The following is a 12,327-nucleotide window of genomic DNA, read 5'->3' on the forward strand; positions in this document are numbered from 1 at the left end:
AAAAGTCCGATAAAAGTCATATGCGATTCATATGGAATTCATATGCGATTCATATCGCCGAAATGTAGCCGCCATCGACATACAGGATCTGCCCCGTGACATAGGCCGCGGCGTCGGATGCCAGGAACACCGCGGCCCCGATCAGGTCGTCCATCCGCCCGAACCGGCCCATCGGGATCTTGCCCAGCATGGCCTTTTGCCAGTCCTCGTTTTCATAGAAGACCTCGGTCAGGTCGGTGCGAAAATACCCTGGTCCCAAGGCGTTGACCCGGATTCCCGCCCCCGCCCACTCGGTCGCCAGCGCCCGCGTCATCCCCAGCATGCCGCTTTTCGACGCGGTATAGGCCGTCGCCGTCGGCACCCCCACCGCCGAGGTCAGCGAGCCCAGGTTGACGATGCTCCCCGGCTTTCCCGCGGCCAGAAGCGGCCGCGCAAACCCCTGCGCCACGAAAAACGCGCCCTTCAGGTTGGTGTCCAGGATCCTGTCCCACAACTCAGGCGTCACCGCGTCCGAGGGACAGACCTGTTCGATCCCGGCATTGTTCACCAGGATGTCGGGCGCCATTCCAAGCCGCTGGATTCGCTGGAAAAGCGCGTCAATCGCGGCGCTGTCCGACACGTCGGCGGCCAGCGGGATCGCGGTGTGCCCCTGCGCCGCGACCGCCTCGCAGACCGGGTCGAGGGCGGCCGCGTCGCGGGCCACGGCCAGGATATCGGCCCCATGCGCGGCCAGCCCCTCGGCCAGCGCCCGCCCGATGCCCCGGCTGGCCCCGGTGACCAGCGCCACCCGCCCCGTCAGATCGAAATTCGCCTTCGACACCACGCCACCCCCAATGCTTCAACCGCCCGCATCAGAGCCCGCCCGCGCGCGATCTGTCAAACCCCGCGCGGGTCGCGCGCATGCCCCCTTCAGCATCCCGCGCCGCTTGCCTAAAGTGGCGCCGACCCCGCCACAGCGGCAAGGACCGACAGCATGACCACCCCCCGATCGCCCAACCCTCGCCGCGTTCTGATGCTGGGCGCCACCGGCACGATCGGCAAGGCCACCACCCGCGCCCTTGCCGCCCGCGGGCACGAGGTGACCTGCCTCGTCCGCCCCGGCCGCAACCGCCCGAACGACCTGCCCCCCGGCGTGGACCTGCGCGCCTGTGACGTGACCGACCCCGCCGCGCTGGTCCGCGACGGGATCAGGGGCGCGCGGTTCGATGCGCTGGTCTCCTGCCTTGCCTCGCGCACCGGGTCGCCCCGGGACGCCTGGGCGATTGATCACAAGGCCCATTCCGACGCGCTGGCCGCGGCGCGCGAGGCGGGCGTTACCCATGTGGTCCTGCTTTCGGCGATCTGCGTGCAGAAACCGTTGCTGGAGTTCCAGAAGGCCAAGCTGGCCTTCGAAGAGGAACTGATCGGCTCGGGCCTGAGCTATTCCATCGTGCGGCCGACGGCGTTCTTCAAGTCGCTGTCGGGCCAGGTGGAGCGGGTGCGGCAGGGCAAGCCGTTCCTGCTGTTCGGAGATGGCGCCCTGACCGCCTGCAAGCCGATCAGCGACGATGATCTGGGCGCCTATATCGCCGATTGCCTGGACGACGAAAGCCGCCGGAACAAGGTCTTGCCGATCGGGGGCCCCGGCCCGGCCATCACCCCCCGCGAACAGGGCGAGGAACTGTTCCGCCTGATGGGGAGGGAACCGAAATTCCGGTCCGTGCCGGTGGGCATGATGGACGCGATCATCGCGGTTCTGGGCGCGCTGGGACGGGTATCGCCCAGAATGCGCGACAAGGCGGAATTCGCCCGGATCGGGCGGTATTACGCGACCGAGTCGATGCTGGTGCTGGACCCGGCGACCGGGCGCTATGACGCCGATGCCACGCCCGAAACCGGGACCGAAACCCTGTATGATTTCTATGCGCGGCTGGTGCGCGGCGACGAACGCGTGGACCTGGGCGAACACGCGATGTTCTGACGCCGGCGCTTCAGGCCGGGACGAACTGGACGATGCAGCCCGCGCCCTGGTGCGGCGGCACGGGGGGCAAGGATTGCCCGTTCATGTAGAACGGGGTGCCGGGGGCGAGGGTCAAACCGGGCAATGGACCGTCGGCGGGGCTGCATCACCCCGGATACGATTGCAACGAAGGGGTGATCGCCTGGGGCGGTTCCTCCTGGACGACGCTGGTGCGTCAGCGGCTGGCCCCGGCCCGATCGTCGTCAGGCACAGTCTTCGGCAAAGCTTTCGGCGCGGAAACGGTCCAGCGTCAGGCCGGGGGACCAGTGATCCTCGGGGAGCCCGGCCTTGCGTTTGAGCGCGCGCAGGAACTGGGCCGGATCGGGCAGTTGCTCCCAGACCTGTGGCAGGAAGGTGCCGCGGTTCCGGCCCGAGGTCAGGATCAGCCCGTCCTGGCCCGGCGTGATCCGGGCCAGCGCGTCGGCCTCGTCGGCGAAGTCGAGCGGCGCCGGGCGCGACAGAACCGCGATCTTGAGCCGCGCCCCGGCAAGGTCCTCGCGCGGCAGGGGCGGGAAACGCGGGTCGGACAGCGCCGCCTTCTGCGCGTTGGCGGCAACGTCCGAGAACAGCGGCCGTTGCGGGGCGAGCGAGCCCACGCAGCCCCGAAGCCGCCCGTCCTGCGTCAGGGTCACGAAACTGGCCGCCTCGGTGGCCAGCTGGGGCGCGAAGGTATCGGCGGCGATGGCCGGGTCCTTGCCCGTGCGCAGCCTAATCTCGATGGCCTGGCGCGCGGTGCGCAACAGCGTCGCCCGCGCCCCCTCGCCCAACATCGGCGCATTGAGGGGGAAGAACGCCCAGGCACCGTAGCCCACCACGCGGGCCATGTCGCCGCTGGCCGCGCCGCTGTTGCCCATCGCGAGCCTGAGCGGCTTGCTGGCCCGCCCGGCGCGGGAGATCAGCCAGCCCGCGATGGCCCGCGCCCCGCAGGCATGCGCGCCGTCCAGGCGGCCTGTCTCGGCGCGTTCGATCATCGCGGCGGTTTCGGCATCGCGCTTGCGCGCGGCCCGGTCGTCCAGGAAATGGCTGAGGTCCGAGGACAGCACGAAGAATGTGTCGCAATCGTCCAGCGCGTCGATGACGGCGGCGACCTCGGCCGCGCTGGCGTCGCCGATCACCAGCGGCACAACCGGCACGCCCGGCCAGAGATGGGCGAGGAAGGGCAGCTGGGTTTCGATGCCGTGTTCGTCGTCATGGGCGGCGTCGAGGGCGCGGGCCAGCCCGGCCTGTGCCAGAGTTTCGCAGGCCGCCCGGTCGATGGGCAGATCGCCCAGTGGCGTTGCGAACCCCGCCTGCGTGGGAAAGGCGATGCCACGGAAGGCGAGGCGGCGCGAGGGCGACAGGATCGCGATGCGGCCCGGCCGCGCGGGCGCAACCCCGTGCGACAGCCCCGCGAACCGCCCCGAGTAGCGATAGCCGGCATGGGCGGCGACGATGGCCCGGGGCATGGCGCCCGCCGTCGCGCCCTCGGCCCCCGACAGGTGGCGCGCGACCTCGCCCCGCAGCGCCTTTGCCCCGGCGGGGAAGAAGGTGCCGGCGAAACGCAGGGGGCGCAAGGCTTCGGCCATGGGCTTGCACGCTCCGATTGAACCTTGCCCTATCTAGTACCATCTTTTGCCGGTGCAACGCACACGCGGCGCGTCCCCCGCGAAGGAGAGCGAATGACGACCGCCCGCCACTGGAGCCCGAAACCCGGCACCGACCGCCTGGTCTGCGAACTGTGCCCGCGCCTGTGCGAGCTGGGGCCGGGCCAGCGTGGGCTGTGTTTCGTCCGCCGGCGCGCGGGCGACCGGATCGTGCTGGACACCTATGGCCGGTCGTCGGGGTTCTGTATCGATCCGATCGAAAAGAAGCCGCTGAACCACTTTTTGCCGGGCACACCGGTGCTGTCCTTCGGCACGGCGGGCTGCAACCTGGCCTGCAAGTTCTGCCAGAACCACGAGATATCGAAAAGCCGCGAGGTCGACGCGCTGGCCCACGCGGCCAGCCCCGAAATGATCGCGAATGCCGCGCGCAACGCGGGCGCGGCCTCGATCGCGTTCACCTACAACGATCCCGTCATCTTCCACGAATACGCCATCGATACGGCGCGGGCCGCGCGCGAACGGGGCGTGCGGTCGGTCGCGGTGACCGCCGGATATGTCATGCCGAAGCCGCGGGAAGAGTTCTTCGCGGTCATGGACGCCGCGAATATCGACCTCAAGGCGTTTTCCGAGACGTTCTATTTCAAGCTGACGGCCGCGCACCTGGCCCCGGTGCTGGAAACCATCGACTACGCGGTGAACGAAACGGCCTGCTGGGTCGAACTGACCACGCTGCTGATCCCCGGCCAGAACGACACGCCGGCCGAGATCGAGGCGATGTGCGGCTGGATCCTCGACCGGCTGGGGCCGGACGTGCCGCTGCATTTCACGGCCTTTCACCCCGATCACCGGATGCGGGACGTGCCCGCCACGCCGCCCGCGACCCTGCTGGCGGCACGGGCGCGCGCCAGGGCGATGGGCCTGAACCACGTCTATGTCGGCAACGTCCACGACAAGGCCGCGCAGTCGAGCTATTGCGCGGGCTGCGGGGCGCGGGTGATCGGGCGCGACTGGCACGAGTTGTCGGACTGGCGCCTGTCGGATACCGGCGCATGCCTGGGCTGCGGGGCAGGTTTTCCCGGCGTGATCGAGGGGCCGCCCGGAACCTGGGGACGCAAGCGCCGCCCGGTGCGGATCGTGGCCTGACCCGACCCGGAGAGGCGGCACCACAAGACCGTTGCCATCGCCCCCGTTTTCGACCATCCCGGCACAGAGGGCACGCCGCGCCCGTGCCCCGGCCGAACAGGAAGGAGGCGCCCCGATGTGGCTGAGTGATTTCCGGGTGGTCCTGCCCGACAGGGTTCTGCCGCGCGGGTCGGTCCTGCTTGCGGGCGGTCGGATCGCCGAGATCGCCGACCGGCCCGTACCGGGCGCCGCGCTGAGTGGCGACGGGCTGATCCTGATGCCGGGATTCGTCGACATGCATGGCGACATGATCGAGCGCGAGGTGGAACCCCGGCCCAACGTGCGCATGCCCATGGAACTGGGCCTGCGCGATCTGGACCGCCGCCTGAAGGTGGCGGGCGTGACGACGGCCTATGCCGCGGTCAGCTTCAACCCGAAATCGGCCTATGGGCACCTGCGCAGCCTCGAGCATTCCAAGGCGATGCTGCGCGCGCTGAAGAAGATGCGCCCGATGCTGAAGGTCGATCACCGGGTGCATGCGCGGCTGGAAATCAACAACCCCCAGGCGCTGGAGGTGGTGCGCGAGCTGATCGCCGAGGGCACCGCCGACCTTGTGTCGCTGACCGACCACACGCCGGGACAGGGCCAGTATCGCGACCTGGAACGGCTGGCGCGGAAGACCGCGGCCGAGAAGGGGCTGAGCCTGGAAGAGGGCGCACGCGCGGTGCAGGCCCGGATCGCCGAGAAACAGCGCCACGCAGGCGAGGTGGCCGCACAGCTGGCCGCGGTTTCGGCACTGTGTGCCGAGAACGGGATCGTGCTGGCCAGCCATGATGACGACACCGCCGAGAAGGTCGCGCTGATGGCGGACCTGGGCGCCACGATCAGCGAGTTCCCGGTGACGCTGGCGGCGGCACGGTCGGCGCGGGCGCGCGGTATGGTGACCGCGATGGGCGCGCCGAACGCGCTGCGCGGCGAAAGCTATTCGGGCAACCTGTCGGCGCGCGAGGCGCATGCCGCGGGGGTGCTGGACATCCTGGCGGCCGATTACCACCCCTCGGCGATCCTGCCCGCGATACTGGTGCTGGCGCAAGGCGATCCCGAGGGGCTGGCCGGGGCGGCCCGGCTGGCCAGCGCGAACCCGGCCCGCGTGCTGGGGCTGACGGACCGGGGCGAGATCGCAGCGGGACGACGGGCGGACCTGGTGATCGCCGACGACACGGATGTGGGACATGTGCGCGCGACCTTCCGCGAGGGGCGGAAGATTTTCTCGGACGGGTCATTGGCGTTGCGCCCGACCGAGACCCGGGTGGACCGCGTGCCCTCAACATGACGGAACCTGCTCTGCGCCGGATTTCGCCTTGGCTTTCGCCAAGGCGACCGGCTGGGGGCGCTGCCCCCAGACCCCCGGGGTACTTGGACCAAGAAGAAGGGCGTCAGCCGGTGCCCGGCCGGGTCAAGGCGGCGTAGTCGGCGGGTTGGCGGTGCTGCTTGAAATCGAAGATGTTGCGCCGGATTTCCGCGCAGCGGTCGAGATCGACGGTCGCGGTGATCACCTCGTCGGCCAGCGTCACGGTGCGGGCGACGATCTCGCCGGTAGGCGCGACGATAAGGCTGCCGCCGATCAGGTCGCAGCCTTCTTCGCGCCCGGCCTTGGCGGTGGCAACGGCCCAGAGCCCGTTCTGGTACGCGCCGGCCTGCACCGACAGGTCGTTGTGGAAATATTGCAGGTGGTCGTGTTCGGGCGCGGGGGGGTAGTGCAGCGGCGTGTTGTAGCCCAGCACCACCAGTTCCGCGCCGCCCAGCCCCAGCATCCGCCAGGTTTCGGGCCAGCGGCGGTCGTTGCAGATGCACATCGCCAGCCGCCCGCCCAGCGCATCGAACACCGGAAAGCCGAGGTCGCCCTTTTCGAAATAGCGTTTTTCAAGGTGCTGGAAGGGGCGCCAGGGTTCGTTCTCGCGGTGGCCGGGCAGGTGGATCTTGCGATACTTGCCGACGATGACGCCGGTTTCGTCGACGAGGATGGCGGTGTTGAAGAAGCGGCCCTCGGGAGTGAGTTCGGCATAGCCCAGGTGGAACCCGATGCCCAGCCGCGCGGCCTCGTCGAAGAGCGGGCGGGTTTCGGGGGACGGCATTTCGGTTTCGTACCATCGGGCCAGTTCGTCCCGGTCCTCGATGAACCAGCGGGGAAAGAACGAGGTCAGCGCGAGTTCGGGGAAGACGACGAGGCGGGCGCCGCGCGCGTGTGCCTCGCGCATCATCGCGACCATGCGGGCGACGGCCGAGGTGCGGGGCTCGTCGGCGGCGATGGGACCCATCTGGGCGGCGGCGACGATGAATTTGCGGCTCATGCGGGGCTCTCCGGTCGGGTGCGGCGGGTGCGGACTGTGGCGGCATCGGCGCCGACGAGGTCGGCATAAAGGCCGGGATCGGTGTCGCCCTCGGTGCCGAAGACGAGGATGCGGGCAGCGGGGGTCAGGCAGAGCGCCTCGCGCGCGTCCGCGTCGTTCATCGCGGCGAAGAGCGCGGCGAGCCCCGCCACGGCGGATTCGCCTGCGACAAGCGGGGGGTCGCCCGCGACCGGGTCGGCCAGCCGGCGCATCATCTCGACCGCGGCCGCGTCGGGCACCGCCATCACGGCGTCGCCATGGGTGGCGAGGATTTGCCAGGCCAGCGCCGAGACCTCGCCACAGGCCAGCCCCGCCATCAGCGTATCCAGATCGCCATGAACCGGCGTGGGCGTGCCCGCCCGGTAGCTATCGACCCAGCAGGCGGAGTCGTCCGGATCGGCCAGCACGATCACCGGGCGCCGCTCGCCCCAGCGGCGTTTCGCCTGGGCGGCAACGGCCGCCGCCATGCCGCCCACGCCGGTTTGCAGGAAGATGTGGGTGGGCGGTTCCGGCAATGCCTCGAACGCCTCGGCGGCCATCAGTTCATAGCCCTGCATCACGTCCTTGGGGATATCCATGTAACCCGGGTAGGACGTGTCCGAGACCACGAACCAGCCCTCGCGGCTGGCGGTGTCCTGCGCCTCGCGCACGCTGTCGTCGTAATTGCCGGCGCAGCGGCGGACCTGGGCGCCATAGGCCTCGATGGCAGCCTTGCGGCCCTCGGACACGGTGGCGTGGATGAAGATCACGCACCGGCAGCCGAAGGTCTGCGCGCCCCAGGCGACCGACCGGCCATGGTTGCCGTCGGTGGCGCAGCAGACGGTGATTCCGGCGACGATATCGGCATGGGCGCCAGAGACGATTTCCGCCATGGGCACCGGGTGGCCCTTGGCGGTTTCCACCTCGCGCAGCAACAGGCGGGCCACGGCATAGGCCCCGCCCAGCGCCTTGAAACTGCCAAGACCGAAGCGGGTGGATTCGTCCTTGTAGTGGATCGAGGCGACGCCCGCCGCCTGCGCCAGCCCCGGCAGCGCGACCAGTGGCGTGGGCGCATAGCCCGGCCAGGAGGAAATCGTCGCCCGCGCGGCACTGAAGGCCGCGTCGTTGAGGATGGCGTTCTGGTCGTCGGTCCAGGGGGCGCGGTGCGCGGCGGTGGGGTTCTTCACCAGCGTGAAGGGGCGCGCGACGTCCGGGCCGCGGCGTGAAATCTCGGCTGTCATGGCTGTCCTCGATCCTCGACCGGGGGCGGGGCGCCCCCGGCCGGTTTTGCTGTGGCGTCAGACCCGGTGCAAGCGGATCAGAACGCGCCCTTCTCTTCCTCGATCGAGGCAAGCAGCGCGTCCAGCATCTCGATGCCCTCGGCGCCGTACTGGTCCTCGATCAGGGCGCGGACGGCGGGCTGGGCGGCCTCGGCGAACTTGGCCTGTTCGGCGGGAGGCACCACGTTCACTTCCATCTTGGCGGCCAGCGCCGGAAGGCCGCGGTCGGACGCCTCGATCACCCGGCTCATGGCGCGGCCCGACTCGGTCGCGACCTCGGCGGCCCAGTTGACCAGCGTGCGATGTTCGTCCGACAGGCCGTTATAGAAATCTGCGTTCATCGACCAGATGTAGGGCGTGATGACGTGGTTGGTGATCGAGAGATATTTCTGCACCTCATCGAACTTGGCAAAGGCGATGATCGGCACCGGGTTCATCTGCCCGTCGGCGACGCCCGTTTGCAGCGCGGTATAGACCTCGGCCCAGGGCAGCGGCGTGGGCTGGCCGCCCAGCGAGGAAACGATCGCCTCGTGCGTCGGCAGGGTCATGGTGCGGATGCGCAGCCCCTCCATGTCGGCCACGCTTTCGATCGGCTTTTTCGAGTTGGTGAAGGCGAAGAACCCGCCCGAGTCGATCATCCCCAGAACCTTGAGGTCGGTCTTGGACTCGAGATCGGCGATGAACTTCTGTCCGAAGCTCGAGTCCTTGCTGATCACGCGGCTGGCCACCCCGATATTCGGAAAGGCAAAGGGAATGTCGAACACGCCCACCAGGTTGTAATGCTGCGCGATGCCACCGGCGGACGAGATCGTGCTTTCCACCAGCCCGGTGCGGACCTGTTCGATCACCTCGTTATCCTTGCCGAGCTGGCCGTTGGGAAACAGTTGCACCTCGATCTCGCCGTTCGAATTCGATTCCACGAGGCTTTTGAAAACCGCGGCCATGGTGCCGGAATGGCTTTGGAACGGGTCCTCGGGGTTCAGGTGCGCGAGCCGGATGGTAACGTCGGCGGCAAAGGCCTGGCCTGCCACCAGGGCTGCGGCGAGCGTGGCGCCGAAGGTCTTGAACATGGTCATGGGTGGTCTCCCTGTTGGTTGGATTTTGGGCTGGTCACAGTCCGAACAGCCGTGGCACGAAAAGCGTGAGGTCGGGCCAGAAGGCGATCAGCAACAGGATCGCCACCTCGGCCAGGATGAAGGGCCAAAGCTCGCGGGTGATCGCCTCGATCTTTTCGCCGGTGACCGAGGACAGCACGAAAAGGCACGCGCCAACGGGTGGCGTCATCAGCGAGATGTTCAGCGCGAGAATGATCATGATGCCCGCATGGACCGGGTCCATCCCGAGGCTGAGCGTCAGCGGCGCCAGCACGGGGGCGAGGATGATGAGCGTGGCGTTGATGTCCATCACCAGCCCGATCACCAAGAGCAGCAGCACGATCAGCCCGATGATGACCTGCGGGTTGTCGGAAATCGCCAAAAGCCCCGCGGCGATGGCCTGCGGCACGCGGTTGAAGGTCATCCACCAGCCCAGGATGGTAGCGGACGCGATGATCAGGAAGATCACCCCGGTGATCCGGGTGGTGCGCACCGCGATCTGGTAAAGGTCCTGCCAGGTCAGCGCGCGGTAGATCACGCCGCCCACGAACAGGGCATAGGCCACGGCGATGGCCGCCGCCTCGGTCGGCGTGGCGATGCCGAAGAGGATCGAGCCGAGGATGAACACCGGCAAAAGCGCGGCGAGGAACCCCTCGCGGAAGGCTTGCACCACGATGCGGAAACTCGGCCGCCCCTCGCCCTTGGGCAGGCCCTTGGCCCGTGCGGTCAGCGCGATGACGGCCATGCAGACCGCGCAGATCAGCAGCCCCGGCAGGATGCCCGCGGCGAACAGCCCGGCGATGGACACCCCCATGATCGAGCCGTAGATGATCGCCAGCGTCGAGGGCGGGATGGTCGGCCCGATGATCGACCCCGCGGCGGTGACCGCGCAGGCATAGGGGCGCGAATAGCCCGCCTTCTGCATCGCGGGCACCAGCGTGTTGCCGAAAGCCGCGGCATCGGCGGTGGCCGACCCGGTGATGCCCGCGAACATGACGCTGGCCACCATGTTGGAATGGGCCATGCCGCCGCGCATCCAGCCGACCAGCGCATCGGCCAGTTTCACCAGCCCCGCGGTGATGCCCGACCGGTTCATGATTTCGCCCGCGAGGATGAAGAAGGGCATCGCGAGGAAGGGGAACATGTCGAGCCCCGCGAACACCCGGTCCGGCGCCATTGCCATGAAACGCGGCCCCATGTCGAGGATGCCGACCATCCCTGCGACGCCGATGGAAATGCCCACCGGCATGCCCAGCGCCATCAGGCCGAAGAACGCGAGAGGGACGAGGTAGAAACCCATCAGCGCACCCTTGGATCCGGGGTGGCGGCGGCGATCCTGTCGAGCTCTTCGCGCGCGAAGAAGTCGTGCACGCCCATCAGCGCCAGTTGCACGCAGGCCACGGCGGCAGCCAGCGGCACGCCCGCGAAGGCATAGCCCTTGGGCATGCCGTAGATCATGCTGAACCGGGACATGCCCCTTTCGGCAAAGCCCAGCCCGTACCAGAACAAGGCGAAGAAGAAGGCGAAACCGACGACGTCGAAGGCCACCGCCAGCCAGCGCCGCGCCGAGGCGGGCAGCCGCTCGAACAGGAAGGCGACGCCGATATGCTCGCGATAGGCGATGCCCGACGAGACCGCCAGCAACGCCATCCAGATCATCAGGTAGCGTGCCAGTTCCTCGGTGAAGGTCAGCGGCAGCGGGATCGCGTAACGGACCAGCACCCCCAGCCAGACATCGAGGACGAGCAGCACCAGAAGCGCCACGCAAACCCGTTCGACAAGCCAGTTCACGCGCTTGCTCAGAATTTTGGCAGAGGATGCAATATCACCCATTCTGGGCGGTTCCCGGTCCCTGATGCGGTCTGGTTTCGGATCGTTCCCTTGCACCCGAGGCTGAAACTGCGTTTTCATAGAGTCAACGAAAACAGAAAAAATCTTTTCGCGCCGGAGGTCACTTGCCCAAATCCGAGGCAGATCGCCCATCGCTGACGCGCCGGATTCACGAAGCCTATCGCGCCCTTCCGGCCGGGGAACGCCGGGCCGCCGATATCGTGCTGGCGATGCCCGGGGAACTGGCGGTCTGGTCGGCCTCGGAACTGGCGGACAGGGCCGCGGTGTCGAACGCGACGATCTCGCGATTCGTGCGCCGGCTTGGGTATCGCTCCTTCGAGGAGGCCCGCCGCGAGGCGCGCACCATGCGCGCCGCGGGATCGCCGCTGTACCTCGCAGAAAGGGCCGGGGCGGATGGGCCAAGCGATGCCCTGACCGAGACGCTGGCCACGGAAACGGCGTTGTTGCAGGCCACGCTGGCACAGCTTGACGGCGACATGCTGGACCGGATCGCGATGCGGCTGGCCCGGGCGCGGCGGGTTCGGTTCGCGGGGTTCCGCAACAGCCACGTCGCCGCCGATTTCGGGCGCCGCGCCCTGGCGCAGATGCGCCCCGATGTCGAGATGCTGAACGCCCCCGGCCAGACCCTGGCCGAGGGGATCGCGGGCGTTTCGGCAGAGGATGCGGTGATCATCGTCGGCCTGCGCCGCCGCCCCGCGGGGTTCGGCCGCTTCGTGCGTGCGGTTGCCGCGACCGGGGCCGATATCGTGCTGCTGGCAGATCCGGGCATCCGCGAGGCCCCCGCCGAGGTGCGCTGGACGCTTGTCTGCCCGGTCGAGACCCAGCAGACCCTGGACAGCTATGTCGGCGCGATCGCGGTCTTGCGGCTGGTTGCGCTGGCCACCATGGGGCGGCTGGGACCGGCCGCGCGCGATCACCTGGAGCGGATCGAATCGATCCACGACGCGCTGGACGAACTGGACGGCTAGGCCCGTGTCTTTTGCATCGGGCGCCCAGCCGCTATGCTGCCCGCGATCCCGACGCCCGGAG

Annotated in this window: 11 protein-coding genes; 4 read left to right on the top strand and 7 right to left on the bottom strand. The window is 68.6% G+C overall.

Translation table 11 applies throughout. The features are described 5' to 3' along the window. Positions 1 to 49: 49 nt before the first annotated feature. Positions 50 to 820: an SDR family NAD(P)-dependent oxidoreductase gene (locus EV662_RS01990; protein WP_243695739.1), complete on the bottom strand. Its 771-nt coding sequence runs from the start codon at positions 818 to 820 to the stop codon at positions 50 to 52. 153 nt (positions 821 to 973) lie between these two features. Between EV662_RS01990 and EV662_RS01995 the strand changes: the two genes are divergently transcribed. Beyond that, positions 974 to 1,960, top strand: coding sequence for an NAD(P)H-binding protein (locus tag EV662_RS01995; RefSeq protein ID WP_132460446.1), 987 nt, complete (start codon positions 974 to 976; stop codon positions 1,958 to 1,960). Positions 1,961 to 2,202: 242 nt separating this feature from the next. Here the strand turns inward: EV662_RS01995 and amrA are convergent, their stop codons facing one another. After that, positions 2,203 to 3,564: an AmmeMemoRadiSam system protein A gene (gene amrA, locus EV662_RS02005; protein WP_132460447.1), complete on the bottom strand. Its 1,362-nt coding sequence runs from the start codon at positions 3,562 to 3,564 to the stop codon at positions 2,203 to 2,205. Between the two features lie 93 nt (positions 3,565 to 3,657). Between amrA and amrS the strand changes: the two genes are divergently transcribed. Beyond that, positions 3,658 to 4,725: an AmmeMemoRadiSam system radical SAM enzyme gene (gene amrS / locus EV662_RS02010; protein ID WP_132460448.1), complete on the top strand. Its 1,068-nt coding sequence runs from the start codon at positions 3,658 to 3,660 to the stop codon at positions 4,723 to 4,725. A gap of 115 nt (positions 4,726 to 4,840) precedes the next feature. Beyond that, a complete protein-coding gene (locus EV662_RS02015) occupies positions 4,841 to 6,037 on the top strand; it encodes an alpha-D-ribose 1-methylphosphonate 5-triphosphate diphosphatase (protein ID WP_132460449.1) in 1,197 nt (398 codons plus the stop codon). A 103-nt stretch (positions 6,038 to 6,140) separates the two neighbouring features. Here EV662_RS02015 and EV662_RS02020 read toward each other — a convergent pair whose 3' ends face one another. From EV662_RS02020 to EV662_RS02040, 5 genes are all read right to left on the bottom strand, one after another. Then, complete coding sequence (locus tag EV662_RS02020) at positions 6,141 to 7,055, bottom strand: N-carbamoyl-D-amino-acid hydrolase (RefSeq protein WP_132460450.1); 915 nt, start codon at positions 7,053 to 7,055, stop codon at positions 6,141 to 6,143. After that, entirely contained in the window at positions 7,052 to 8,314 is a 1,263-nt protein-coding gene (locus EV662_RS02025) for a diaminopropionate ammonia-lyase (protein WP_132460451.1), read from the bottom strand. Before EV662_RS02025 ends, EV662_RS02020 begins: the two co-directional genes overlap by 4 nt. A 77-nt stretch (positions 8,315 to 8,391) precedes the next feature. Further along, complete coding sequence (locus EV662_RS02030; RefSeq protein ID WP_132460452.1) at positions 8,392 to 9,429, bottom strand: TRAP transporter substrate-binding protein; 1,038 nt, start codon at positions 9,427 to 9,429, stop codon at positions 8,392 to 8,394. A gap of 34 nt (positions 9,430 to 9,463) precedes the next feature. Then, positions 9,464 to 10,747, bottom strand: coding sequence for a TRAP transporter large permease (locus tag EV662_RS02035; RefSeq protein WP_132460453.1), 1,284 nt, complete (start codon positions 10,745 to 10,747; stop codon positions 9,464 to 9,466). Beyond that, positions 10,747 to 11,238 (bottom strand): TRAP transporter small permease, encoded by a 492-nt coding sequence (locus EV662_RS02040; protein WP_243695740.1) that lies wholly within the window; start codon positions 11,236 to 11,238, stop codon positions 10,747 to 10,749. The genes EV662_RS02035 and EV662_RS02040 overlap by 1 nt, the downstream gene beginning before the upstream one ends. 164 nt (positions 11,239 to 11,402) lie before the next feature. Between EV662_RS02040 and EV662_RS02045 the strand changes: the two genes are divergently transcribed. Then, entirely contained in the window at positions 11,403 to 12,266 is an 864-nt protein-coding gene (locus EV662_RS02045; RefSeq protein WP_132460455.1) for a MurR/RpiR family transcriptional regulator, read from the top strand. The last annotated feature ends 61 nt before the right edge of the window (positions 12,267 to 12,327 follow it).

The organism is Rhodovulum marinum (assembly GCF_004343075.1).
GTDB classification, from domain to species: Bacteria; Pseudomonadota; Alphaproteobacteria; order Rhodobacterales; family Rhodobacteraceae; genus Rhodovulum; species Rhodovulum marinum.

Bases quoted from the DNA above. Each gene is read 5' to 3' on its own strand.
- EV662_RS01995 (WP_132460446.1), top strand. From the start codon at position 974: ATGACCACCCCCCGATCGCCCAACCCTCGCCGCGTTCTGATGCTGGGC.
- amrA (WP_132460447.1), bottom strand. From the start codon at position 3,564: ATGGCCGAAGCCTTGCGCCCCCTGCGTTTCGCCGGCACCTTCTTCCCC.
- amrS (WP_132460448.1), top strand. From the start codon at position 3,658: ATGACGACCGCCCGCCACTGGAGCCCGAAACCCGGCACCGACCGCCTG.
- EV662_RS02015 (WP_132460449.1), top strand. From the start codon at position 4,841: ATGTGGCTGAGTGATTTCCGGGTGGTCCTGCCCGACAGGGTTCTGCCG.
- EV662_RS02020 (WP_132460450.1), bottom strand. From the start codon at position 7,055: ATGAGCCGCAAATTCATCGTCGCCGCCGCCCAGATGGGTCCCATCGCC.
- EV662_RS02025 (WP_132460451.1), bottom strand. From the start codon at position 8,314: ATGACAGCCGAGATTTCACGCCGCGGCCCGGACGTCGCGCGCCCCTTC.
- EV662_RS02030 (WP_132460452.1), bottom strand. From the start codon at position 9,429: ATGACCATGTTCAAGACCTTCGGCGCCACGCTCGCCGCAGCCCTGGTG.
- EV662_RS02035 (WP_132460453.1), bottom strand. From the start codon at position 10,747: ATGGGTTTCTACCTCGTCCCTCTCGCGTTCTTCGGCCTGATGGCGCTG.